The 23234-nt window shown below is 64.9% G+C and carries 21 protein-coding genes; 9 read left to right on the top strand and 12 right to left on the bottom strand.

Annotated features, from left to right (window positions below; translation table 11 throughout):
• Window positions 1–31 precede the first annotated feature (31 nt).
• The 8 genes from LK440_RS00800 to LK440_RS00770 all read right to left on the bottom strand — a co-directional run bounded on the left by LK440_RS00800 (window position 32) and on the right by LK440_RS00770 (window position 5468).
• A complete protein-coding gene (locus tag LK440_RS00800; RefSeq protein ID WP_005016411.1) occupies window positions 32–580 on the bottom strand; it encodes a GNAT family N-acetyltransferase in 549 nt (182 codons plus the stop codon).
• A 25-nt stretch (window positions 581–605) separates the two neighbouring features.
• Complete coding sequence (locus LK440_RS00795) at window positions 606–1193, bottom strand: helix-turn-helix domain-containing protein (protein ID WP_005016418.1); 588 nt, start codon at window positions 1191–1193, stop codon at window positions 606–608.
• Window positions 1194–1319: 126 nt separating this feature from the next.
• The gene (locus tag LK440_RS00790; RefSeq protein WP_005016420.1) at window positions 1320–2012 is read right to left on the bottom strand and encodes a DUF4198 domain-containing protein; all 693 of its coding nucleotides are present in this window, start codon (window positions 2010–2012) and stop codon (window positions 1320–1322) included.
• Between the two features lie 129 nt (window positions 2013–2141).
• Complete coding sequence (locus LK440_RS00785) at window positions 2142–2888, bottom strand: SDR family NAD(P)-dependent oxidoreductase (protein ID WP_017685416.1); 747 nt, start codon at window positions 2886–2888, stop codon at window positions 2142–2144.
• Between the two features lie 44 nt (window positions 2889–2932).
• A complete protein-coding gene (locus LK440_RS17795; RefSeq protein WP_005016424.1) occupies window positions 2933–3400 on the bottom strand; it encodes a tripartite tricarboxylate transporter substrate-binding protein in 468 nt (155 codons plus the stop codon).
• Window positions 3381–3884, bottom strand: coding sequence for a Bug family tripartite tricarboxylate transporter substrate binding protein (locus tag LK440_RS17790; protein WP_005016426.1), 504 nt, complete (start codon window positions 3882–3884; stop codon window positions 3381–3383). The genes LK440_RS17795 and LK440_RS17790 overlap by 20 nt, the downstream gene beginning before the upstream one ends.
• A 29-nt stretch (window positions 3885–3913) precedes the next feature.
• Window positions 3914–4381, bottom strand: a complete 468-nt coding sequence (locus tag LK440_RS00775) for a 2,4'-dihydroxyacetophenone dioxygenase family protein (protein WP_005016429.1) — start codon at window positions 4379–4381, stop codon at window positions 3914–3916.
• 130 nt (window positions 4382–4511) lie between these two features.
• Window positions 4512–5468, bottom strand: coding sequence for a LysR family transcriptional regulator (locus tag LK440_RS00770; RefSeq protein ID WP_005016432.1), 957 nt, complete (start codon window positions 5466–5468; stop codon window positions 4512–4514).
• A gap of 144 nt (window positions 5469–5612) precedes the next feature.
• Here LK440_RS00770 and LK440_RS00765 point away from each other — a divergent pair, with 144 nt between their 5' ends.
• Window positions 5613–6113 carry a hypothetical protein gene (locus tag LK440_RS00765; RefSeq protein ID WP_227944751.1) on the top strand — a complete coding sequence of 167 codons (501 nt, stop codon included), beginning with the start codon at window positions 5613–5615 and terminating at the stop codon, window positions 6111–6113.
• Between the two features lie 25 nt (window positions 6114–6138).
• On the opposite strand, the gene LK440_RS00760 is transcribed toward LK440_RS00765, so the two are convergent.
• Window positions 6139–7428 carry an O-acetylhomoserine aminocarboxypropyltransferase/cysteine synthase family protein gene (locus tag LK440_RS00760; protein ID WP_005016436.1) on the bottom strand — a complete coding sequence of 430 codons (1290 nt, stop codon included), beginning with the start codon at window positions 7426–7428 and terminating at the stop codon, window positions 6139–6141.
• A 543-nt stretch (window positions 7429–7971) separates the two neighbouring features.
• Here LK440_RS00760 and LK440_RS00755 point away from each other — a divergent pair.
• The 5 genes from LK440_RS00755 to LK440_RS00735 all read left to right on the top strand — a co-directional run bounded on the left by LK440_RS00755 (window position 7972) and on the right by LK440_RS00735 (window position 12463).
• Window positions 7972–9126, top strand: coding sequence for an ABC transporter substrate-binding protein (locus LK440_RS00755; protein ID WP_005016437.1), 1155 nt, complete (start codon window positions 7972–7974; stop codon window positions 9124–9126).
• A gap of 97 nt (window positions 9127–9223) precedes the next feature.
• A complete protein-coding gene (locus LK440_RS00750) occupies window positions 9224–10105 on the top strand; it encodes a branched-chain amino acid ABC transporter permease (protein WP_005016438.1) in 882 nt (293 codons plus the stop codon).
• A 3-nt stretch (window positions 10106–10108) separates the two neighbouring features.
• On the top strand, window positions 10109–10975 hold the full coding sequence (locus LK440_RS00745) for a branched-chain amino acid ABC transporter permease (RefSeq protein ID WP_005016440.1): 867 nt from the start codon (window positions 10109–10111) through the stop codon (window positions 10973–10975).
• The gene (locus LK440_RS00740; RefSeq protein ID WP_005016441.1) at window positions 10968–11756 is read left to right on the top strand and encodes an ABC transporter ATP-binding protein; all 789 of its coding nucleotides are present in this window, start codon (window positions 10968–10970) and stop codon (window positions 11754–11756) included. Before LK440_RS00745 ends, LK440_RS00740 begins: the two co-directional genes overlap by 8 nt.
• Window positions 11753–12463 carry an ABC transporter ATP-binding protein gene (locus LK440_RS00735; protein ID WP_005016442.1) on the top strand — a complete coding sequence of 237 codons (711 nt, stop codon included), beginning with the start codon at window positions 11753–11755 and terminating at the stop codon, window positions 12461–12463. Before LK440_RS00740 ends, LK440_RS00735 begins: the two co-directional genes overlap by 4 nt.
• Window positions 12464–12535: 72 nt before the next feature.
• Here the strand turns inward: LK440_RS00735 and LK440_RS00730 are convergent, their stop codons facing one another.
• The 3 genes from LK440_RS00730 to LK440_RS17785 all read right to left on the bottom strand — a co-directional run bounded on the left by LK440_RS00730 (window position 12536) and on the right by LK440_RS17785 (window position 15313).
• The gene (locus LK440_RS00730; RefSeq protein WP_005016444.1) at window positions 12536–14104 is read right to left on the bottom strand and encodes a tetratricopeptide repeat protein; all 1569 of its coding nucleotides are present in this window, start codon (window positions 14102–14104) and stop codon (window positions 12536–12538) included.
• Window positions 14105–14196: 92 nt separating this feature from the next.
• Window positions 14197–14985 carry an META and DUF4377 domain-containing protein gene (locus tag LK440_RS00725; protein WP_005020191.1) on the bottom strand — a complete coding sequence of 263 codons (789 nt, stop codon included), beginning with the start codon at window positions 14983–14985 and terminating at the stop codon, window positions 14197–14199.
• Window positions 14986–15184: 199 nt separating this feature from the next.
• Complete coding sequence (locus tag LK440_RS17785; protein ID WP_005016451.1) at window positions 15185–15313, bottom strand: hypothetical protein; 129 nt, start codon at window positions 15311–15313, stop codon at window positions 15185–15187.
• Between the two features lie 372 nt (window positions 15314–15685).
• Here LK440_RS17785 and uvrA point away from each other — a divergent pair, with 372 nt between their 5' ends.
• From uvrA to LK440_RS00710, 3 genes are read left to right on the top strand one after another with little or no spacing between them, the layout of a single operon-like run.
• Entirely contained in the window at window positions 15686–21448 is a 5763-nt protein-coding gene (uvrA, locus tag LK440_RS00720) for an excinuclease ABC subunit UvrA (protein WP_005016454.1), read from the top strand.
• A gap of 6 nt (window positions 21449–21454) precedes the next feature.
• Window positions 21455–22585 carry an aminodeoxychorismate synthase component I gene (locus LK440_RS00715; protein ID WP_005016455.1) on the top strand — a complete coding sequence of 377 codons (1131 nt, stop codon included), beginning with the start codon at window positions 21455–21457 and terminating at the stop codon, window positions 22583–22585.
• 7 nt (window positions 22586–22592) lie between these two features.
• On the top strand, window positions 22593–23225 hold the full coding sequence (locus tag LK440_RS00710; RefSeq protein WP_005016456.1) for an aminotransferase class IV family protein: 633 nt from the start codon (window positions 22593–22595) through the stop codon (window positions 23223–23225).
• The last annotated feature ends 9 nt before the right edge of the window (window positions 23226–23234 follow it).

The following is a 23234-nucleotide window of genomic DNA, read 5'->3' as shown; positions in this document are numbered from 1 at the left end:
CCCTCGTCTGTCGACAGCCGGGCTGGCGCGCTCAACCGTCGCGCGGCTCGACGGGCGTGGGCAAAAGGACTTGATAAAAGGCCGCATCCAGCCAGCGGCCGAACTTGAAGCCGACCTGCCGCAGGGTACCGCTATGCGTGAAGCCGAGCTTTTCATGCAAGGCGATGCTGCCGGCGTTGCTCGCGTCGATGCAACCCACCATCACATGCAGTTGTGCCTGCTGCGCGCGCGCCATGAGGGCTCTCAACAGCATCGCGCCCAGGCCCCTGCCGCGCTGCTCCCGCTGCACATAGACACTATGCTCGACGGTGTACTTGTTGGCCGGAAAGGCGCGAAACGCGCCCCAACTGGCGAAGGCCAGCAAATGGCCTTGTGCATCGACTGCGCCCAACACCGGGAAGCCGCCGGCGCGCTTGGCGGCAAACCACGCGGCCATCGCGGCGGGCGGACGCGGAACATAATCGTAGAGCGCGGTCGAATTGACGATGGCATCGTTGAGGATGTCCAGGATCGCGGCGGCGTGTTCAGCCTCCGTGCAATCGATCAGGTGCACGTCATCGTGCGGCATAGCGGCGCTCATCAGAGGCTCCGGCAAGTGAGGGAGGTCATGGGGCAAGCGGATCCAGGGTCGCCAGCAGATAGCGGGCGGGCTCTGGCCGCGGATTACTGAATACGATGGACTGGTCCAGCACCATGGCCAGGCAATCGCCGGCGTTGAGCGCAAAGCGGTCCTCGCCCAATGCAATGTCGATGCTGCCTGCCAGCATCCAGATCTGCTGCTGCAATGCGGGGCGGCGCAGCCCGGTTTCGTAGGCCACGCGTGCTCCTGGCGGGAAAACGACCTCGACCAATTGCAGCGGCGACGGCCAGCCCGGCGGCGACAGGGCACGACGCTCGTAACCGGAAGCCGGATCGCGCCAGACCGTCTGTTCGCCATGGCGGCGCAACGGACCGCGCGCCTGGCAACCGGCCTCGAACAGGCCGGCAAGCGGCACGCCCAAGCCCCCGGCTAAGCGGTCCAGGACCACCGCAGTCGGGCTTGCCGCGCCGCGCTCGATCAAGGAGATCATCGAACGGCTCACGCCGCTGCGCTCGGCCAAGGCCTGCAGAGACAAGCCGCCGGCAGCGCGCAACGCGCGCACCCGCTGGGCAATGCGCGCGTTGACGTCTTGCGGGTCAGGGTCGGCAGCCATCGGAGTATCCATCATAATAGATGAATTATCCATTAAAAAAGACACCCCACCAAATGGGGCACGCCTCGCCCAAACAAAAACGCCCGGCGCTCAGGCGCCGGGCGTCATTCGCTACCTTCGCGCGGATTACTTGGCGCGTTCGAACGTCAGCGTGGTCACGAAACGCGTCTTGGTAAACGGCTTGCCATCATGCTGGCCGTTTTTCTCGACGGTATGGCCGGCTTCCAGCACGTACTGGCCCGCCCAGGGGGTTTCGATCGTGAACTTGCCGGCTTCATCCGTGTGGAATTGCTTCATCCACTTCGGCGGGCCGAATACCGTCACCTCGGTCTTGGCCAAGGGCTTGCCCTCGAAGGTCAGGACGAAGGTATTGCCACCCGCCGCCGTGGGGGCGATTTCCAGCGGCAACAGCGCCTTGGTGTCGGTGCGACCCAGGCGGGCGTTGTAGTCCACCAGTGTTTCCTTGAACAGCACGGGCTGGCCCAGACGCGTGTCGCCGCGCGCTTCAAATTCGAAATAGTCCGCGCCGGTGGCCGAAGGCTTGACCTTCTTGCCGTTGACCGAAGGTTCGACCACGACCTTGCCCAGGAAGCCCTCGGTCTTCTCGCGCTGATCGTCGGCCCATTCGCCGAAGTAAGCACGGACCTTGTTCTCGCCGGCCGGCTCCAGCCACACGAAGTGGGCCGATGCCATGGTGGTCCAGCCCAGCAGCGCGAGCGCCGCCACGGATTTGATGATGCGCATATTGCCTTCCTTTTTGCTGATGTTGTCGCGGCGCGTCCCCGACGCACGGCCGCTCGTGGGCACGATGGCCGACATAAGGCCCTTCGCGGATGAAAATTATAATCATTAATAATTGACCCACATGCGAAAGCCCCCGTGCGCCATGGCGGTATTCGCGCCTGGCGCCCGGGCAAGCGCAAACCGCCCCCGGCAGCGCCGCGACCATCAAAGATAGAGGCCGCCGTCGATCATCACTTCTGCCCCGGTGATGTACTTGGCTGCATCGGAAAGCAGAAAAATCACCGTCGGCGCCACGTCTTCGGCGTCCGCCAGCCGGCCCAGCGGCACCTCGGCGGCGCGCTGCCGGTTGGCCTGCTCGCCCCGGAAACCGATCATGGCCGTATTCACCGGACCCGGCGCAACGTAGTTGACGCGCACATTGTCAACACCGACATCGGCAGCCAGCGCCTTGGTCATGCCGCGCAAGGCCCATTTGGTGGCGCAATACGAAAAAGAATTGGGTGACCCGCGCATCCCCGCCGCCGACCCGATGTTCACGATGCAGCCGTGTCTCTGAGCGCGCATATGGCCGGCGAAAACCTTCATGCCCAGAAAGGCGCCGAGTTGATTGACCTGGAAATGGCGCTCGAAATTCTTCGCCGTGGTCGCGCCGATGGGATGAGGGTCATAGATACCGGCGTTGTTGATCAGCCCATGGACTCGCCCCATGTCTTGCGCGGCCGCCAGCGCCTGCTGCCAATCCTCCTCGCGGCTGACGTCCATCCGCAGAAATCGGGCGCGCTCGCCCAGTTCCCGCGCCGCCTGGGCGCCTTCTTGCTCCAACACATCACCGATGACGACGCTGGCGCCGCGTTCGATGAGCATGCGAGCCTCGAGCAGGCCCTGCCCACGCGCGCCACCGGTGATGACGATGACTTTCCCGGAAAATTCGTCCATGTGTTCTTTGCTCATGTTGTGGACCTGAATCGCTGTCGGCCCGTGGGCCGACAGCCCGATCAATCGGCGGAAATATTGCCTTGCTTGATGATGCCCTTCCACTTGGCGACCTCGCCGGCGATGTAGTCGTGCGACTGCGCCCGCGACAAAACCATAGGCTCGGCCGCGTTCTCGCGAAAGAGTTTCTGCAGCCTATCGGTTTTGATGACAGCCTGCGTGCTCGCGTGCAGTTTGTCCAGAACGCCGGGCGCCGTCCCCTTCGGCGTCATGAGCGCAACCCACGTCGTGGCGTTGAACCCTGGGTAGTACTTGGCCACGGTTTCCACCTCCGGATAGCCTGTCAATCCCTTGGCCGAGCCGGTGGCGATGACCTTGACTCGCCCAGAGTCGATGTGGGGCTTGGCTGCCGGCAGCGATTCCACCATCAAATCGACGTCGCCGCCGATCAGGCCCGTCAAGGCGGCGGTCGTCCCCTTGTACGGGATGTGCAGCACATCCACACCGGCTTCACGCTTGAACATCTCCATGGTCAGGTGATTGGTCAGCCCGATGCCGCCGGAGGCATAGTTGGTCCCCGGTTTTTTTCAGATAAGCCACCAGCTCGTCGACCCGGCTGGCCGGCATATCGGCGCGTGTGATGAGCACTTGGGCCATTTCGTAGAGGACGGCGACCTGGTCGAAATCGCTCAACGTGCGATAGGGGATGGCTTTGTAGAGGCTTTCATTGATGGAGGCCGGTCCGCCCGACGTGAACAACACCGTATAGCCGTCGTTGGGCGCGCGCTTGGCCGCCTCGGTGCCGATGATGCCCCCGGCGCCGGCGCGGTTTTCCACGATGATGGGCTGCTGCAGCTCTTTCTGCAGTTCTTCGGCGAACGCGCGCGCGATGATGTCTGTCGTCTGCCCGGGCGGAAAGGGCACGATCAGTTTGACCGGCCCCTCCGGATAGGCCGCGTGCGCGGACACGGTCAGACAGGCGCTGATCAGCAACCCCTTGATGATGGTTTTCATGTTGTCTCCTCTTTTTTTGATCTTGGCACTCAGCGTATGAAGTGCTTGACGAAGTCTCTGCCCAACCCCACTTTCTCGAAATGCGCCTCGGCCAGATTGGCGTAGTAAAAGGCGTCGACCACTTTCTCGATGCTGCCGTCCTCCCGGTAGTACGTGATGGCACCGTGGTTCTGAAACAGCGTGATCATTTCGTCCTGGTCCTCGTCCACCACCAGTGTGTGGATGTCGCCGGGCGTCTCGTACAGATACGACCCGGCGCGCGCGACCCAGTCTCTTTCCAGGTAACGCCAGGAGCCTTTGATGACGTAGGCATGCACCGGCGCCGGATGCCGGTGGCGCGACAGAAAGCCGCGCCCCTTGAAGCGGGTCAGATGCACCCAATATCCTTGCGAGAGGTTCAGGCACAGCGGCCTGGACCAACGGTTCTCGCCGTTGGGCACCCACAACCTGTCGTCGTCGGCCGCCAGCACGTCGGGGACGAACAGCTCCGGCAACATATGCCGCTCCTGCGGCCCGGTGTAAGGCTTGATTTGCTCCACGATTCCCTTCTCTGCTGCTCTGATGATCGGAGAGAAAAGTGTAGGGAGCGTCTGAAGGGCTATGTACCCCGCAGCGGGAATGGCGCCATCAGTTTTTGTGATGGATCAGGCGGGTCCCCTGCCAGACACCGTCGGCGATCAGTTGACGGATGCATTCGGCCATGACCGTGCGCGCGGTCAGCGCGGCCGGCGACAGGGTGTCTTCATTCAGACTGCACAACACATTGATCCTGAGCGCGTCCTCATCCTGGATCCGTGCCCACTCGAAGCGCTGTGCGGCGTCCTTGACACTACCCATGACCGCCCACGGTTGAATGACCGCGCCCAGTCCCGCTGCCAGCGCCGCCATGGTCATGGGTTGCGAATCGACATCCAGCGCAATCCGGGGCTGGATCTGCGCGCGTGCGAACGCCGCGTCGAGCACGGCGCGCAGGCCATGGCCCGCCGTCGGGAGGATCAGCGGCTCGCCGTCCAGATCCGTCAGCCGCACGTGCGCCGGCAGCGCAGGACCCTGGCGGCGCCTTGCCCGGATGAGAAACAGCTCCTCTTCGAACAGCGCGCGCACGCTCCAGTCGCGTCCCGAAAAAACACTCTGGCGCCCACGCTGGTCGAACAGAATGGCCATATCCAGGGCCCGCGCGTTGAGCATATCGGCCAACATGCCCGACATCCCGCCCACCATGTGCAGCCGCACGTCGGGCAGGCGGCTGCGCACCGCCGCGATCAACGGCAGGCCAAGCATGGATTCGGTGGTGGCTGGCAGGCCGATGCTGACCGTGCCCGTCAGGCGCGGCTGCTGCGCGCTGCGCTTGGCCTGCTCCGCATGGCGCAAGGTCAGTCTGGCCTCGCGGAAAAAGGCGGTTCCGGCTTCGGTCGGTTCCACACCGCGCGGGTTGCGCTTGAGCAAGCGAGCCCCCAGCTCGCCCTCGAGCCGGCTGATCTGCTGGCTGAGCGCGGACTGCACCATATCCAGCTCCAGCGCCGCGCGGCTCATCGAACCCAATTCGACGATACGGATGAAGTAGCGAAGCTGTCGGAGTTCCATCGGCGCGCACGGGCTTGGTCGGTAACGGAGAAACCCATTATCACCCACGCCTTAGCGCCGCCGCTGGCCCCGGTAGTCGTTCTCATGGCGCGCCGGCGCGGCCTCTGCTACCGTAACGCCCGTTCCAACGGCCGCCTGATTGCGATGCTCCTTGCTGCTACCTCTCTGCGCCGCAGCGGCCGCGGTCTGGCGCGCGCCGCCTGCCTGACCCTGCTGCTTGCCGCCGCCATGCCGGCCTGCGCGCAAGACGGCCAGGCCGCTGCCCTGGCGCTGATCGCGCAACGCCATCTGGGCGACAACCTGGCCGCGCTGGGTGCCCAGGTCGCCGTCCGTACCTCCACCTATGCGGTGCTGGTCAAACGCCTGGGGCAAGAGCAGGCCGGCGCACTGGTGCGCCAGCAACTCAAGCACGCGCTGCCCAACTATCAACCCCAATGGAATGCCAACCTTGCTGCGGCCTACGCCAGCGTATTCGACGCGTCCGAACTGGCGTCGCTGGCACGTGACGGCCAGGCTTCGCCGGTGGCCGCCAAGTTCGCCGAGCGCCAGCGAGACATCGGCGAAGACATGCGCGTGCGCTCCACCCCCGTGCTGCAGGCCTATGTCACCGAAGCCATGAACCAGGCTTTCAAGCTCTCGAAATAGGCACCCAGGCCTGCCCGCCGCTGCCTCACACCTGCGCCAGCGCCTGGTCCAGGTCGGCAATCAGGTCGTCGATATGCTCGATCCCGATGGACAGCCGCACCGTCTCTTCCCGCACCCCTGCCCGCGCCAGCTCTTCGGGATTGAGCTGGCGGTGGGTGGTCGAAGCGGGATGCGTGGCCAGTGACTTGGCATCGCCGATATTGACCAGCCGGGTAAAGAGCTGCAGCGCATCCTGAAAGCGCGCCCCGGCCTGGCGCCCGCCCTTGACCCCGAACGTGAACAGGCCCGGCGCCTTGCCACCCAGATATTTCTGCACCAGCGCGTGCTCGGGATGATCCGGCAGCCCGGCGTAGTTGACCCACTCCACCTTGGCGTGGCCGCGCAAAAACCCGGCGGCCTTGACGGCGTTCTCGACGATACGGTCGACCCGCAGCGCCAGCGTCTCGATGCCCTGCAAAATCTGGAAGGCATTGAAAGGCGAGATGGCCGCGCCCGTATTGCGCAGCGGCACGACCCGCGCGCGGCCGATATAGGCGGCCGCGCCAAAGGCTTCGGTATAGACCACACCGTGATAGCTGACGTCGGGTTCGTTCAGTCGCTTGAAGCGCGCCTTGTGCTGCGCCCACGGGAACGTGCCCGCATCGATGATGGCACCGCCCAGGCTGGTGCCATGGCCGCCCAGGTATTTGGTCAGCGACTGCACCACGATGTCGGCACCATGTTCGATGGGGCGCAGCAGATAGGGTGAGGGGACGGTGTTGTCGACGATCAGCGGCAGGCCGTGGCGATGAGCCAGTTCGGCCAGTGCGGCGATATCCGTGATATTGCCTAGCGGGTTGCCGACGGACTCGGCGAAGATCGCCTTGGTGCGATCATCGATCTGGCGCTCGAAACTGCTCAGGTCGCGGGGATCGGCAAACCGTGTCGTAATCCCATACTGCGGCAGGGTGTGCGCAAACAGGTTGTAGGTGCCGCCATAAAGCGTGCTCGACGACACAATGTTGTCGCCCGCCTCGGCAATCGTCAGCACGGCATAGGTGACCGCCGCCTGACCGGAGGCCAGCGCCAGCGCGGCGATGCCGCCTTCCAGGGCGGCGACCCGCTGCTCCAGCACATCCGTGGTGGGGTTCATGATGCGCGTGTAAATATTGCCCGGCACCTTCAGATCAAACAGATCCGCTCCGTGCTGCGTGTCGTCGAAAGCGTAGGCGACGGTCTGGTAGATGGGCACGGCTACCGCACGCGTGGTCGGATCGGGCCGATAGCCGCCGTGCACGGCAACGGTTTCCAGGCGCCATTTGGGGGATGCATTCATGTCTTTCTCCTCATTTTTCGTACGCTGATCAAGCCAGGTTTGCGCACGATTGTAGGCGCGATGAAGGACCCGGCAGCAGGCGGCGCGGGCATATCCATATACCGTGCCGCCGGGTCTGCGGCCCATGTAATGGCCCGGAAGGGAGCGACTGATTCAACACATGGCCCCGGGCTGCCTCGGCCGCCGACGCGGCCGATTATCGTGGCTCTGGCACGCCGTCCGATGGGCCGGCGCGTTACGGCCCGCACCGGTCAGGCACGTTTTGAAACCCGGCGCCTCCAGCCCAGGGGCGAGCCCGGCTTGCTCTGGAAGCCATTGGCACAATAATATTGCGGGTTTACCCTGGGTTTGCCGCTTTTTTTGCGAAAAACCCACATCTAACGGCAACTTTTCGTAGCGAGATTCCATAAACCCCGGGATCAAACAGGTATTCTTCGTGCTCTTGATCGAAAATCCGCGTCCGACGCGTCTTCGATCTCCAGGCTGGGCACGACTTGGCCGGATCCCTATTAGTTATTCGAGACAACGAGGGTGGTACCCAACATGCAATTCAAGCCCCAGAAACTGCTGATCGCCATCGCCGCTGCCGGCCTCATCCCGGCGGTCCACGCTGCTGACATCAAGCTCGGCGTGGCCGAGGCCCTGTCGGGTGGCGCTGCCCAGTACGGCAACTCGATCCGCAATGGTTTCCAATTGGCTGCCGACGAGATCAACGCCGCCGGCGGCATCAACGGCAACAAGCTGGTGCTGGTTGTCGAAGACGAGCAAGGCAAGAAAGAAGAAGCCATCAACGTCTTCAAGAAACTGATCTTCAAGGACAACGTCCTGATGGTCTTCGGCCCGACGCTGTCGAACTCCGCCCAGGCCGCCGACCCGATCGCCCAAGCCGCCAAGACCGTGGCTTTCGGCACGTCCAATACGGCTGACGGCATCACCTCCATCGGCAACTACGTGTTCCGCAACTCGGTCACCGAAGCCGACGTCCTGCCGGCGACCATCTCGACCGTCAAGGCCAAGACCGGCCTGAAGAACGTCGCCGTGCTCTACGGCAACGACGACGTCTTCACCAAGAGCGGCTACGACAACTTCAAGAAGGCCCTGGAAGACCAGAAGATTCCGGTCACCACCACTGAAACCTTCGCCAAGGGCGACGTGGACTTCAAGGCCCAACTGACCAAGATCAAAGGCACCAACCCCGACGCCATCGTGCTGTCGGCGCTGCTGGCCGAAGGTGCCCCCATCATGGTGCAGGCGCGCCAGCTGGGCCTGAACGTGCCGGTCATCGGCGGCAACGGCATGAACTCGGTCAAGATTTTCGAACTGGCCCCGGGCGGCGCGTCCAACAACCTCTGGATCGGCAGCCCCTGGTCGATCGAGAACAAGACGCCGCAGAACACCAAGTTCATCGAGGCCTACAAAGCCAAGTACGGCAATGCTCCGGATCAATTCTCGGCGCAATCGTACGACGCGATGTATATCGCGGCTCAGGCGTTGAAGAACACCAAGCTGACTGGCGACCTGCCCAAGGATCGCGCCGCACTGCGTGAAGCGCTGCCCGCGGTGCAATGGACCGGCGCGACCGGCCCGTTCAAGTTCCGTCAGGCCAACGACCGTGCAGGCAAGCCGGCCGGCTATGACGCCGACCAGGCGCCGATCATCAGCGTCACCAAGGACGGCAAGTACGTCATCGAGAAGTAAGCTGCCGCGTTACCGGTAAGCCGCCTCTCTATCGGGAAGCACAGCGCCTTGCGGAAGACACAATCCTCCGCAAGGCGCTTGATTTGGGAAGTCCCTTATGTTGGAACAACAATTCGTCAACGCGCTCTCTCTGGGTAGCGTTTACGCCCTCTTTGCGCTGGGATTCACACTGGTCTTCGGCGTTCTCGGCGTCATCAATCTGGCGCACGGAGCCGTCTTCATGGTGGGCGCCTACGCGGCCCTGACCGTGGTCCAGCTGTTCGCGCTGCCGCTGTGGCTGGCGCTCGTCGTCGCCTTCTTTGTCGCCGGCGTGACCGGTGTACTCATCGATTTCCTGGTGCTCAAGCCTTTGCGCAAGCGCAACGCTCCCCACCTGATTCCGATGATCGCCACCATCGGCGTGGGCATCATCCTGAATAACGCCGCACAAGGCATCTTCGGCGCTGGCAACATGCGCTTCCCGCACGGCACCGTGCCCGAGGAAGTCATCGAAATCGCCGGCCTGCACCTGACCGTCATCGAACTGGGCATCATTTTCCTGTCCTTTGCCCTGATGGCCGTGCTGATGTTCGTCATGCGCCGCACGCAGTTCGGCCGGGCGCTGCGCGCCATCGCCGAATCGCCCAAGGCCGCCTGGCTGCTAGGCATCAATGTCGAAAAGCTGTTCATCACTACCTCGTTCGCCGCGGCTGCCCTGGGCGGCGTGGCCGGCGTGCTGATCGGCCTGTACTCCAACGCGCTCTTTCCGCTCATGGGCCAGCCCATGCTGCACAAGGGCATCGCGGTCATCATTCTCGGCGGCATGGGTGACATACGCGGCGCCATGCTGGGCGGTCTCTTTCTGGGATTCGCGGAGGTGCTGTCGGTCGCCTATATCGGCTCGACCATGCGCGATGCGGTGGCATTCGGCCTGCTGTTCCTGATCCTGCTGGTGCGCCCGCAAGGTCTGTTCGGCAAAGTGGTTCAACGCAAGGCGTAAGTGATGAGCGGATTTGAGAACTTCTGGGCCATTTATGGCAACCTGGTGCTTACCTTGGGCACCAACGCGCTGTTGGCGCTGTCCATCTGGCTGACCCTGGCCTGCGGCATGCTGGCCATGGCCAATGCGGCCTTCATGGGTATCGGCGCCTATGCGGCGGCACTGCTGACGATGAACTACGACGCGTCCTTTCCGGGCGCGCTGGCCGGCGGGATGCTTGCGCCGGCCGTGGTGGCGGCCCTGATCGGCTTGCCGACACTGCGGCTGTCGGGCGTGTATCTGGCCATGGCGACGCTGGGCTTTGGCGAGGTGGTGCGGGTCACCATCCTCAACACCGAGTCGGTCACCGGCGGCGCGCTGGGCCTCAATGGCATCCCGCAACTGACCCAATGGTGGCATGTGGTGCTGTCGCTGGTCATCGTGCTGCTCGTGCTCTGGCGCATGCGGCGCTCGAAGATCGGTCGCGCGTTCGACGCCATTCGAGGCGACGAAACCGCCGCCGGCCTGATGGGCATCGACGTGCGCGCCAACAAGATGCTGGCCTTCGTCCTGGGCGCCATGATTGCCGGTCTGGCCGGCGGCCTCAATGCCCACCTGACCTTCTTCATCGGCCCCAATGAGTACGGCTTTGACCGTGGCGTCGAGATTCTGACCATGGCGATTCTGGGCGGTATCGGCAGTCTGGCCGGCCCCGTGCTGGGCAGCACCATCGTCACGGTTCTGCCCGAGCTGCTGCGCGGTTTCGCGGATTTCCGTCTGGTCATCAATGGAGTGATCCTGGTTGTGATCGTGTTGTTCCTGCCGCAAGGCATTTGGGATCCGGCGCGTTTCAAGCGCTGGTTGCGTCAAGGAGGCAAACGCCATGCTTGAGCTTTCCTCCGTTTCCAAGAGTTTTGGCGGCCTGCACGTGCTGCACGATGTGAACCTGACGGTGCCGCAAGGCAGTATCTACGGTCTGATCGGCCCCAATGGCGCCGGCAAGACCACGGTGTTCAATCTCATCACCGGTCTGCTGCCGCCCAGCGGCGGCAATATCCGCTTCAATGGCGAAAGCCTGCTCAAGCGCCCGCCGCACAAAATCACCCGTATGGGCATTGCGCGCACGTTCCAGAACATCCGCCTGTTCAAGGAGATGACGCTGCTGGAGAACGTGGTGGTGGGCGCCTACCGCCACATGAATTACGGCCTGCCCGGGCTCCTGCTCAGCCTGCCGGCTTTCCGCCAGGCCGAGCGGCGCGCCCGCGAGCGCGCCCATGAACTGCTGACCTGGATGCGCCTGGACCACAAGGCCAACGACATCGCGGACAATCTCTCCTACGGCGAACAGCGCCGGCTGGAGCTGGCGCGCGCGTTGGCCACCGAACCCAAGCTGCTGCTGCTCGATGAGCCGGTGGCGGGCATGAACACCGGCGAACGCGCCGAACTCATGCGCGAAATCCTCGCCATCCGCGACCGCGGCTACACCATCCTCATGATCGAACACGACATGCGCTTCGTGATGGGGCTGTGCGAGAACATCGCGGTGCTCAACTTCGGCAAGATCATTGCCTGCGGCGGTCCGGAAGAGATCCGCAACAATGAGCAGGTCATCGAAGCCTATCTGGGCCGCGAAGACGACGAAGACACCGAACAGGCGGAGGCCGTGCAATGAGCGCCATGCTGGAAGTCCGTGGGCTCGAAGTGAACTACGGCCATATCGAAGCGGTGCGCGGGATCAACCTGAGCCTGCACGCCGGAGACATCACCGCACTGGTCGGCGCCAACGGCGCAGGCAAGTCCACCACGCTGCTGGCGCTGTCAGGGCTGCTGCCCAAGGCCGCCGGCCAGATCCTTTTCGAAGGCGAAGACATCACCCATCTCGCGCCGCACCAATTGGTAGCGCGCGGCATCGTCCAGGTCCCGGAAGGCCGCGCCATCCTGACGACCATGACGGTGCTGGAGAACCTCGAGCTGGGCGCCTACCGGCGCGGTCTGAAGAACCTCGACAGCGATCTGGAATACGTGTTTAACCTGTTCCCGCGGCTCAAAGAGCGTATTCAGGGAATGGCCGGAAACCTCTCCGGCGGTGAACAGCAGATGCTGGCCATCGGCCGGGCGCTGATGGCCAAACCGAGACTGCTGCTGCTCGATGAGCCGTCCATGGGCCTGGCTCCCATCGTCGTGCAGGATATTTTCCGTTCGCTGCGCGCCATCAACGCCGACGGCCTGACGTTGTTCCTGGTCGAACAGAACGTGCGCCAGGCACTGAAGATCGCCCAGAAAGGCTATGTGCTGGAAAACGGCGCCATGGCGCTGGAAGGCAGCGGACGCGAACTGCTCGGTCACCCCCGCGTCCTGGAAGCTTATCTGGGCGCGTGACGCGCCCGCCGCTCCAACCTGAATGCCTGCGACTCGCAGGCATTTTTTCGCCTTGCGCAGCCCCGGAGGGACTCAAGCGGGCGCCGGCAGACGCTGGCGCAATGCCTCGATCAGCACCGGCCAGCCCTGCTGTGTGCTGCGCCACAGCTCGACCGAACCGTACCAGGGGGTATCGGCGCGCTGCAACTGCCAGCGCCAATCCGGCATGGCGGGCAACAGAATCCAGGTAGGCAACCCCATGGAGCCGGCCAGATGCGCGGCCGCGGTATCCACACTGATGACGCGATCGAGGTTGGCCATCAAGGCGGCCGTGTCGCTGACATCGTCCAGCGCCGGCACATACAGCCGTCCCGCGCTGCCCTGGCCGCGCCAGGCGTCGATGGCCTGCCGGTCCGACTCCCGCACGTCTTTCTGCACGCACACGAAGTCGCAGGCGACATCGAGCAGCGCGGCCAGCTGCGAGAACGGAATCGAGCGGTTGCGGTCATCCGGATGCGCTGCATTGCCGGACCACGACAGCCCGATACGCGGTCGCCTTGGGCCGTCGAACACGCCGTCCAGACGAGCCGCCCAGGCTGCCGTGCGCGACGATTCGGCCTGCATGGGGCGTGCCAGCGGCCAGGGCTCGGCACGCTGGGAAGCCAGCGCCAGCGGCAGACTCAACAGCGGCACGTGGTGGTCATGGGGCGGCAGGACATCGCCCACCGCCAGTACGGTCACCTCGGGAAGATTCGCCTGCAGCAATGCCTGCAAGGCGGGCTGCACCTGCAGCACGACGCGCGCGGCCTGCGCGGCCACGCTCGGCACATAGCGGCTGAACTGTAGCGTATCGCCCAAGCCCTGCTCGGCGTGCACCAGCAGCGTCTTGCCGGCCAGCGACGGCTCGCCCAGCCAGGGTGCGCCCTCGAAGGGCATGGTTTGCACACCATCGCGCCAGCGCCATTCGTAATCGCGCCAGCCGTGGGCATAGCGCCCTGCCAGCAGATTGGTCTGCGCGCGGTTGTTGCGCGCCCCGGCGTTGTCGGGGTCGATGGCCAGCGCCTGTTTGAAATGCCGCAGCGCATCCTGCAGACGCAATTCGTCACGGGCCAGCACGCCCAGATTGGTGTGGGCGTCTACCAGACGCGCATCGAACCGCAGCGCGGTTTCGTAGGCCTGTCGCTCTCCGGCACGGCGTCCGAGCGCGCTGAGCGCCACGCCACGCAGATAATGCAATGCGGCCGACTGCGGCGCCAAGGCCAACGTACCATCGATCAGCACAAGGGCTTGATCGGCCCGCCCCAGTTGCTGCATCACGGCGATGATCTGGCCCAGCAGGGCAACATCGTTGCCCAACAACCGGTACGCCGCCCGAAAATGGCCCAGTGCGGCCTCCAGGCGCGCGGCCTTGCGATTGACCGAGCCGGCATCGCGCAACAAGGCTACGTCGGCCGGACGCAGACGCACCGCGGCGTCGAAGCGATCCGCTGCCTCGGCCAGACGGCCCAGGCGGGCGAGTGCATAGCCGGCGGCACTGAGCAGGCTGGCGTCATCCGGCGCCCGTTGCAAGGCTGCCGACAGAAGGTCAGCGGCCTGCGCATAATCGCCGGAAGAAAACGCCTGCGAGGCGCGCTGGTGCAGATCGGAGGTCGAGTCAGTCATGCTTCGGTCAGAGTCCGGGCAGGGCCTGTCGCAGGCCGCAAGAGAAAGGGAGGCTGATTCTATCGCCCCTTAAGCCGGCCCGGTTGGCGCGATCAGCTCAGTTGCTGCTCGACCACCATATCCAACACGTAGACCGTGGCCGATGCATCGGCCGGCGGATTCTTGCGCTCATAGCGTTTGACGCGCAGCACCGTACGCACGCCGTCGTGGTGCTGATAGCCTTCGATGGTCTGATAGAGCGGGTGCCAGTCCTCTTGCGCAGGCAATGCGACACCGGATTCGCTGTAACGGCGCTCACGCACCTGCAGGCAGCGCTGGCCCGGCATCATGGGATGGTTGCAGGCAACGGTCGCGGCAGCCACTTCCAGAAACACCGTTTCACCCGGCCCGCCATAGCGCGTCTCGGCGGTCGGCTCGCCGGCAAAGCGGAGCACACTACCGTCAGGGGCGGTCAGCGTCAGCTCGGGCGCGGCGGCATCGCCGGACCGGCGCAGGCGCATGTCGCCCTTGAGCACGCCTGCAACGTCGGCATCCAGACGCATCAGGGCCGGCTCGCAGGCTTTCATGGTGCCTGCCAGATGCGCGACGCTGAGCACACCGGCGGCAAGCCGGTAGCCGCCGAACTGGGTATTGCAGCCGCCCTGGATGCTCAGCGCATCCTGCGTAAACGACAGTCGCAGCCCCCGCTCGACGCCCGTGCGCAGGATGGGCTGGCCCTTGGCATCGGTCGCGCCGTTCAGGCGCCAGGTGTAGGCGGTCAGGGGCAGCGAGGCCGTGTCAGCGGTCATGGACGTGGATCCTTCGCCAGGAGCGGAGGCGGGCGCGCATGCTGCCAGCACGGCGGCAAGCACGGGGGCCAGAAGCAGATGTTTCATCGACATACCTCTTGGATGAGAGCACCCATTCTACGGAGCGCCCCTGGCGCTGTCTGTCGGGAGCTTTACAGAATCTAAACCCGCCCCACCCGCCCCCGGGGCAGTTTTACACACGGACACGCTTGTCCGCGCTTGAGCCCCCAAAGCAAAAGCCCCCTTGCGGGGGCTTCTGACTGCGGGCTCCACCAAGGAAGCAGCAAGCGGCTTAGACGCGCTTGATCTTTTCCAGCATCTTGAAAACGCCCTTCGGAGCGTTGACGAAAAGACGCTTGAACGATTTGCCCAGGCAACGGCGTTCGAGGGTGTTGCGACGTACGCGCTTGCGTTCAGCCATGATGAATTACTCCGTTAAAGGATTCGTAGGGTTCGAGCCGCCCCGCAAGCTGCGCGTGGCGAAAATTCGGGTAACTCGGGATTCTAGCCCGAAACGGGGGCAAGCGACAAACCTGCGCTTGTCAATCCGCCCCTATTAACGCCCTTATCCCGCCGCAGCGGCAGATGTCGCCCGTGCCGGCGGTCGTCCTCGGCGTGTGCCGGATTTGCGATCCGGCCATAAATTTGTTGTACTGTTTATTCATCCAGTTTTGCCAGCGCCCCCGCACCGGCCCGCCCATAATGTGGGCAGACCCTTGTGCCCCAATTGTGCTGGCCAGTCCGGCGACCCGCGCTCGGACTGGCCCACCCTCACCGGCTACGATTACGCCTCATGAGCTCCCACATCCGCATCGTTGGCGCCCGCCAGAACAACCTCAAGAATCTTGATCTCACCATCGCCACCGGCGAGTTGGTCGTCGTGACCGGGGTTTCCGGCTCCGGCAAGAGCTCGCTGGCCTTCGACACCTTGTATGCCGAAGGCCAGCGCCGTTATGTGGAAACCTTCTCGCCTTACGCGCGCCAGTTTCTGGATCGCATGGACAAGCCGCAGGTCGACCGCATCGAAGGCATTCTGCCGGCCATCGCCATCGACCAGACCAACCCGGTGCGCAGCTCGCGCAGCACCGTCGGCACGATGACCGAGCTCAACGATCATCTCAAGCTCTTGTTTGCCCGCGGCGCGCAACTCTTCTGCCGTGGCTGTGGCAAGCGCGTGCGGCGCGACACACCCGAATCCATCTACCATTCCTTGGCCGAGCGCAGCGCGGCAGCGGCCGATCCGCGCCTGGTCATCACCTTCCCGATCACGGTCCCGGCCAACTTCACCGAGGAAGAGGTCAAAGGTTTTCTCGAGGGCCAGGGTTATACCCGCGTGCATCACGAAGATGCCGCGGTCGCGGCACCGGCCAAGAGCAAGACCCGCGGCAAGAAGACGGACGCGGCCCAAGCCCGCCGCACGCTGCATGTCGTCCAGGATCGCCTGCGGTTTGGCGGCGCTGAACGCGAGCGCGTCATGGAAGCGCTCGATACGGCCTTGCGCATGGGCGCCGGCCACCTGGCCGTCTATGCCATGGATGCCGACGGCGGCGACAGCGCCGTCTGGAAATACAGCGACCGCCTGCATTGCGCGGACTGCGACATCGAATACAGCGAAGTCCTGCCCAGCAGTTTCTCCTTCAATTCGCCGCTGGGCGCCTGCGAGACCTGCCGCGGCTTTGGCCGCGTGATCGGCATTGACCTGGGCCTGGTCATCCCGGATGAAAACAAGACGCTCAAAGAAGGCGCCATCAAACCCTGGCAAACCCCCTCGTTCAAGGAGTGCCAGGACGAGCTGATGAAGTACGCGCCGCGCGCCGGCGTGCCTGTCTCCGTCCCCTGGAAAGCCATGACCCAGGCCCAACGTGACTGGGTGCTCGATGGCGATCCGGACTTCAAAGGCGGCGCGTCGGCCTGGAAACATCAGTGGTATGGCCTGCACCGTTTCTTCGCCTGGCTGGAGAGCAAGGCCTACAAGATGCACGTACGGGTGCTGCTGTCCAAATATCGCAGCTACACCCCCTGCCCCACCTGCCACGGCGCCCGCCTCAAACCGGATGCGCTGCTCTGGCGCCTGGGCAGCAAAGCCGAAGCCGATGCCGTGCTGCCGCCAGGCGACGCACGTTATCAGCGCTTCATGCCGGCCGGCGTGAGTTGGACACGCGAATTGCTCGAACACCTCGACGGCCTGTCGGTGCACGATGTGATGCTGCTGCCGATCGAGCGCGTGCGGCGCTTCTTCGATGAGCTGCGTTTTCAAGGCGCCATGGATGCCGCCGCCGACCTGCTGCTGACCGAGGCGCGCGCGCGGCTGAAATTCCTGTGCGATGTCGGTCTGGGCTACCTGACTCTGGACCGCCAGAGCCGCACCCTGTCCGGCGGCGAGGTGCAGCGTATCAACCTCACGACGGCACTGGGGACCTCGCTGGTCAATACGCTTTTCGTGCTGGATGAACCCTCCATCGGTCTGCATCCGCGCGACATGCATCGCGTGGTCGAGGTCATGCACCGCCTGCGCGACGCCGGCAACACGCTGGTGGTGGTCGAGCACGACCCGCAAGTCATGGTCGCTGCCGACCGTATCATCGACGTAGGCCCCGGCCCCGGCGAGCGCGGCGGGCGCATTGTCTTTGACGGCACGCCCGATCAGTTGCGCACAGCCCCCACCCTGACCGGCGACTACCTCGGTGGCAGGCGCCATGTCGAGGCGCCCCGGCCCATGCCGGTGGCGCCCAACACGCCCCGCCTGCTGCTCGAAGGCGTGCGGGCGCACAATCTGAAGAATGTCTCGATCGAGTTGCCGCTGGGCCGCCTGGTCTGCGTGACAGGGGTCTCGGGGTCGGGCAAGTCCACGCTGGTGCAGGATGTCCTCTTTCCGGCTTTGCTCAAGCACCAAGGCAAACCGTCGGAAGCACCCGGTCCCTTCGACCGCCTGTTGGGCGCCGAGCAGATCGCCGACGTCGTCATGGTCGACCAGACACCGATAGGCAAGACGGCCCGCTCCAATCCGGCAAGCTATGTCGGCGCCTTCGATGCCATCCGCAAACTGTTCGCGCAAGCGCCCCTGGCCAAAGAGCGCGGCTACACGGCGGGCACCTTCAGCTTCAACAGCGGCGATGGACGTTGCCCCACGTGCGGCGGCACCGGCTTCGAACACGTCGAGATGCAATTCCTGTCCGACGTTTATCTGCGCTGCCCGGACTGCGATGGCAAACGCTTCCGCCCCGAGGTTCTCGAAGTCCGCGTCGAACATCTGGGTAAAAGCGCCTCGATCGACCAGGTGCTGGAGATGACCGTCAGCGAAGCGCTGGAGTTTTTCCGCGGTCTGCGCGACGTGCAGACCGGCCTGGCGCCCCTGGCCGACGTGGGCCTGGAGTATGTGCGCCTGGGACAACCCGTGCCCACGCTCTCCGGGGGCGAAGCCCAGCGCCTGAAGCTTGCCGGCCACCTGGCCGAAGCCGCGCGGTCGGGCATTTCCACCGCCAAGGTGGCCAAAAAAGGCAGCCTCTTCCTGTTTGACGAGCCCACCACGGGCCTGCATTTCGACGACGTGGCGCGGTTGATGCACGCTTTCCGCAAGCTGCTGGCCGCTGGCCATACCCTGCTGGTCATCGAGCACAACCTCGACGTCATCCGCGCCGCGGATTGGTTGATCGATCTCGGCCCCGATGGCGGCGACGCCGGAGGCGAACTCGTCGGCGTGGGCACGCCCCAGGACCTGATGGACAATCCACGCTCCTACACAGGCCGGGCGCTGCGCGATTACGCAACGAGCATTCTGCCGCCCGACGTCGTCGTGAGCACCGATGCCGACCGCCAGGAAGCCGAGCAGGCCGGGCTGACCGCCGTCATCGAAGAGCCCGCCACGCCTTATGAAAGCGGCACGCCACTGCAATCCCTCATGCGCCGGCGCCGCCAACAGGCCGGGTCCATCGAGATCCGCAACGCCCGCGAGCACAACCTCAAGAACATCAGCGTCGAGATCCCACGGGATACGTTCACCGTCATCACCGGGGTGTCAGGCTCCGGCAAGTCCACCCTGGCCTTCGACATCCTGTTCAATGAGGGTCAGCGCCGCTACCTCGAGTCGCTCAACGCTTATGCGCGCGCCATTGTGCAGCCGGCCGGCAAGCCCGATGTGGACGCCATCTTCGGCATCCCGCCGACGGTGGCCATCGAGCAGCGCACCAGCCGTGGCGGACGCAAGTCCACCGTGGCCACCATGACCGAAATCCATCACTTCCTGCGGCTGCTCTACGTCAAGCTGGGCACACAGTACTGCCCCGACTGCAACGTGCCGGTCGAGCCCCAGAACACCGAACAGATCGTCGCGCGCCTGATGCGCGAGCACAAGGGACGCCATCTGGGTCTGCTGGCGCTGCTGGTGACCGCGCGCAAAGGCTATTACACCGACCTGGCAAAATGGGCGGGCGGCAAGGGTTACACGCATCTGCGCGTCGATGGCGAGTTCATCCCCGTCAGCCCCTGGCCGCGGCTGGATCGCTACAAAGAGCACACCATCGAATTGCCCGTGGCCGACCTGGTGGTCGACCCGGACAACGAGACCGCCTTGCGCGAGGCCGTCAAACGCACGCTGGAACACGGCCAGGGCGTGATGAGCATCCTTTGGGATCTGACGCCCGGCGCCGAAGGCGACGCGCCGCTGCGCCGCGAGACTGGCCTGAGCGCGCACCTGCAGCAGCAGCATTTTTCGGTCAAGCGTGCCTGCCCCTCGTGCGGCATCAGCTTCCCGGAGCCCGATCCACGCCTGTTCTCCTATAACTCCAAACATGGCTGGTGCGAGGGATGCTTCGGTACCGGGCTGCAACTGCAGGGCTTTGACGCCGAACAGACGGGCGAGGAAACCGCCTGGAATGCCTGGTACGAAGGCGAGGCCAAGGCCTGCGGCGTCTGCCACGGCCAGCGCCTGAACCGCACGGCACTAGCCGTACGCTGGCGCGATCGCTCCATCGCCCAACTCGCTTGCCTGCCCGTGTCCGAAGCGCACAGCTTCTTCACCGGCCTGGTCCTGCGGGGCCGCGAAGCCGAGATCGCGCGCGACATCCTGGCCGAAATCCGCGGGCGGCTGGATTTCATGCAGGAGGTCGGCCTGAATTATCTGGCGCTGGATCGCGCCGCGCCCACGCTGTCCGGCGGCGAGGCCCAGCGCATCCGTCTGGCCGCGCAGCTGGGCTCCAACCTGCAAGGCGTCTGCTATGTGCTGGACGAACCCACGATCGGCCTGCACCCGCGCGACAACCGCATCCTGCTCGACGCCCTCGCGCGCCTGGAAGGCAACGGCAACACCCTGGTGGTGGTCGAACACGATGACGACACCATCCGGCGCGCCTCGCACATCATCGACATCGGCCCGGGCGCCGGCATCCGTGGCGGCCGCGTGGTTGCCCAAGGCACGGCCCAGGACCTGATGGATGCACCCGAATCCGTCACGGGCCGCTATCTCGCCCGGCCACTGGTGCATCCTCTGCAGGGCCGGCACGCCGTCGACCGCGACACCCCGATGTTGCGTATCAAGGCCGCGCACTTGCATAACCTGGGCAACGTCAATGCCAGCGTACCGGTCGGGCGGCTCACCGTCGTCACCGGCGTATCCGGCTCGGGCAAGTCCACCCTGGCGCGCGAAGTTCTGTTGGACAATCTGAGCCGCGTCGTGGCGGCAGGCAGCGCAGAGCACTGGGTGGGCTGCGCACGCATCGAAGGCTGGGAGGCCATCGATCGCGTCCTGGAGGTCGACCAGACCCCCATCGGCAAAACACCGCGCTCGTGCCCGGCCACCTACGTGGGGTTCTGGGACGATGTCCGCAAGCAGTTTGCCGACACCCGCGAAGCGCGCATGCGCGGCTGGAGCGCGGCACGCTTCTCCTTCAATACCGGCGATGGCCGCTGCCCGATCTGCGAAGGCCAGGGTATGCGCACCATCGAGATGAGCTTTCTGCCCGACGTCAAAGTGCCATGCGACGCCTGCAATGGCGCACGCTTTAACGCCGACACCCTGAGCGTGCAGATGCGCGGCAAGAACGCCGGCGAAGCACTGGCGCTCGAGGTCGACGATGCGCTGGACTACTTTGCTGCGCACCCCAAGATCCACCGCCCTCTGCAATTGATGCAGGACGTCGGCCTAGGCTATCTGACCCTGGGTCAGCCCTCGCCCACGCTGTCCGGCGGCGAGGCCCAGCGCATCAAGTTGGTCACCGAGCTGGCCAAGGCCCGTCTGACCGACGGCGTCATCAAAACGGGCCGGGCTTCGCGCATCCCGCACACGCTGTATGTCCTGGACGAACCCACCGTGGGCCTGTCGATGGCCGATGTCGAGAAACTCATCCACGTGCTGCACCGGCTGGTCGAGGCGGGCAACACGGTGGTCGTGATCGAGCATAATCTCGATGTCATCGCCGAAGCCGACTGGCTGCTGGACCTCGGTCCGGAGGGCGGGACGGGCGGCGGCCAATTGGTGGCCGAAGGCTCTCCGGAACACATCATGAGCCTGCGCAAACAGTCCCACACGGGGCAAGTACTCGCCGAGTTCCTCAACCAATAGAGAAATATGGATTGCTGGTTCGAAGACCGCCTGGCCGGGCGGTCGCGCCGCCTGTCGGGGCAGGTCGCGCGTATCCAGGCCGCACAGCCGCAAGAGCTGCCGGCTGCCTGGGCGGCCATCGAGGCCGCGCGCCGCGCCGGGCATTGGGTGGCGCTGCTGCTGGATTACGAATTAGGCGAGTGGCTGCTGCCGCAATCGCTGCGCGCTCCCGCTGACGGGCCCAACCCGCCTGCTCGCACCGACCTGCCACCCCGCCTGACCGCACTGGTGTTCGAGCACGCCGAGCTCACCGGACCATGGACGGGCGAGACCGGCGCGCGCGTGGCCGCCGTGCGGCCGCGGCAGTCGCGCGCCGACTATATCGACCGCATCGAACGCATTCGCGCCGGCATTGCGCAGGGCGAGTTCTATCAGGTCAATTACACCCAGCCCCTGGACGTTCGCATCGAGGGCGATCCGGCCGCGCTGTATCGCGACATCGCCCAGCGTCATCCCGTGGCCCACGCCGCGTACATCCGCGATGGCCGCCGCACGGTGCTGTCCTTCTCGCCCGAGCTTTTTGTCGCCCGCCAGGCAGAGCGCCTCGTCACGCGCCCCATGAAAGGCACGGCGCCACGCTCGGCCGACCCCGACGAAGATCGGCGCCTGGGCCAGCGCCTGCTTGCCAGCGAGAAGGACCGCGCCGAAAACCTGATGATCGTCGATCTGCTGCGCAATGACTTGGGCCGCCTGGCGCAAACCGGCTCGGTGAGCGTGGATGCCCTGTTCTCCCTCGAGCGCTACCCCACCGTCTGGACCCTGACCTCGACGGTCAGCGCCCATGTGCCGGATGCCAGCCTGGCCGAGGTCCTCTGCGCGCTGTTTCCCTGCGGCTCGATCACCGGCGCCCCGAAGATCTCGGCCATGCGCCGCATCCGCCAGTTGGAGGTCGCCCCGCGCGGGCTGTACTGCGGCAGCGTGGGCTGGCTGGCGCCGGACGGGGACTTTTCACTCAACGTCGCCATCCGCACATTGGTGCTCGATGACCAGGGGCAAGGGGTCTACAGCACGGGGGGCGGGATTGTGCATGACTCGGACCCCGAGTTAGAGTGGCAGGAATGCCAATGGAAGGCCCGCATCCTGGGCCGGCCTCACTAGGATAGCCATGGCCCCCGAGCTCATCGAAACCCTACTCGTGACCGCCGACCGCAGCCTGCCGCTGCTGGGCCGGCACCTGACCCGACTGGCCGCTGCCGCCCAGGCCCTGGGCTATCACTGCGACCAGGCCGCCATCGAACGCGACCTCCTGACGGCAGCGCATGCGCCGGCCGGCCTGGAACCCTACCGCATGCGTCTGCTGCTCGAACGTAGCGGCCATTACGACATCCAGACCGCGCCGCTGCCCCCCTTGCCGCTGGTCCAGGAGATCCTGCTGGCGCCCGAACCGCTGGACTCGCGCGAGCCGTTGCTGCGCTACAAAACCACCTTCCGCCCGTGGTATGCCAAGGCGGCCGACTGGCTGCCGGCGCACCCGCAGATCTTCGACATGGTGTTTCTCAACGAAAAAGGCCAGCTCTGCGAGGGCAGCCGCAGCAATCTCTATCTGCAGCTCCAGGGCCAGTGGTATACGCCGCCGGTCGAGTGCGGCCTGCTGCCCGGGGTGCAACGGGCCGAACTGCTCGAAACCGGCCAGGTTCGCGAACGCGTGCTCGACGTCGATGATCTGCGTCGCGCCGACGGGCTGCGTCTGTCCAACGCCCTGCGCGGCTGGATAGATGTCACCCTGCACGACTACTGAGCACCGCCA

The organism is Bordetella holmesii, from assembly GCF_020735985.1.
Taxonomy (GTDB): domain Bacteria; phylum Pseudomonadota; class Gammaproteobacteria; order Burkholderiales; family Burkholderiaceae_B; genus Bordetella; species Bordetella holmesii.
This window is presented reverse-complemented; position numbering and strand designations above follow the sequence as displayed.

Coding starts and splice junctions, on each gene's coding strand:
- LK440_RS00785 (WP_017685416.1), bottom strand. CDS start 2,888: ATGAGCAAAGAACACATGGACGAATTTTCCGGGAAAGTCATCGTCATC.
- LK440_RS00735 (WP_005016442.1), top strand. CDS start 11,753: ATGAGCGCCATGCTGGAAGTCCGTGGGCTCGAAGTGAACTACGGCCAT.
- LK440_RS00730 (WP_005016444.1), bottom strand. CDS start 14,104: ATGACTGACTCGACCTCCGATCTGCACCAGCGCGCCTCGCAGGCGTTT.
- LK440_RS00715 (WP_005016455.1), top strand. CDS start 21,455: ATGGATTGCTGGTTCGAAGACCGCCTGGCCGGGCGGTCGCGCCGCCTG.
- LK440_RS17795 (WP_005016424.1), bottom strand. CDS start 3,400: ATGGAGATGTTCAAGCGTGAAGCCGGTGTGGATGTGCTGCACATCCCG.
- LK440_RS00800 (WP_005016411.1), bottom strand. CDS start 580: ATGAGCGCCGCTATGCCGCACGATGACGTGCACCTGATCGATTGCACG.
- LK440_RS00760 (WP_005016436.1), bottom strand. CDS start 7,428: ATGAATGCATCCCCCAAATGGCGCCTGGAAACCGTTGCCGTGCACGGC.
- LK440_RS00745 (WP_005016440.1), top strand. CDS start 10,109: ATGAGCGGATTTGAGAACTTCTGGGCCATTTATGGCAACCTGGTGCTT.
- LK440_RS00765 (WP_227944751.1), top strand. CDS start 5,613: ATGCTCCTTGCTGCTACCTCTCTGCGCCGCAGCGGCCGCGGTCTGGCG.
- LK440_RS00725 (WP_005020191.1), bottom strand. CDS start 14,985: ATGTCGATGAAACATCTGCTTCTGGCCCCCGTGCTTGCCGCCGTGCTG.
- LK440_RS00710 (WP_005016456.1), top strand. CDS start 22,593: ATGGCCCCCGAGCTCATCGAAACCCTACTCGTGACCGCCGACCGCAGC.
- LK440_RS00795 (WP_005016418.1), bottom strand. CDS start 1,193: ATGGCTGCCGACCCTGACCCGCAAGACGTCAACGCGCGCATTGCCCAG.
- LK440_RS00770 (WP_005016432.1), bottom strand. CDS start 5,468: ATGGAACTCCGACAGCTTCGCTACTTCATCCGTATCGTCGAATTGGGT.
- uvrA (WP_005016454.1), top strand. CDS start 15,686: ATGAGCTCCCACATCCGCATCGTTGGCGCCCGCCAGAACAACCTCAAG.
- LK440_RS00740 (WP_005016441.1), top strand. CDS start 10,968: ATGCTTGAGCTTTCCTCCGTTTCCAAGAGTTTTGGCGGCCTGCACGTG.
- LK440_RS00755 (WP_005016437.1), top strand. CDS start 7,972: ATGCAATTCAAGCCCCAGAAACTGCTGATCGCCATCGCCGCTGCCGGC.
- LK440_RS00775 (WP_005016429.1), bottom strand. CDS start 4,381: ATGTTGCCGGAGCTGTTCGTCCCCGACGTGCTGGCGGCCGACGACGAC.
- LK440_RS17785 (WP_005016451.1), bottom strand. CDS start 15,313: ATGGCTGAACGCAAGCGCGTACGTCGCAACACCCTCGAACGCCGTTGC.
- LK440_RS00750 (WP_005016438.1), top strand. CDS start 9,224: ATGTTGGAACAACAATTCGTCAACGCGCTCTCTCTGGGTAGCGTTTAC.
- LK440_RS17790 (WP_005016426.1), bottom strand. CDS start 3,884: ATGAAAACCATCATCAAGGGGTTGCTGATCAGCGCCTGTCTGACCGTG.
- LK440_RS00790 (WP_005016420.1), bottom strand. CDS start 2,012: ATGTCGGCCATCGTGCCCACGAGCGGCCGTGCGTCGGGGACGCGCCGC.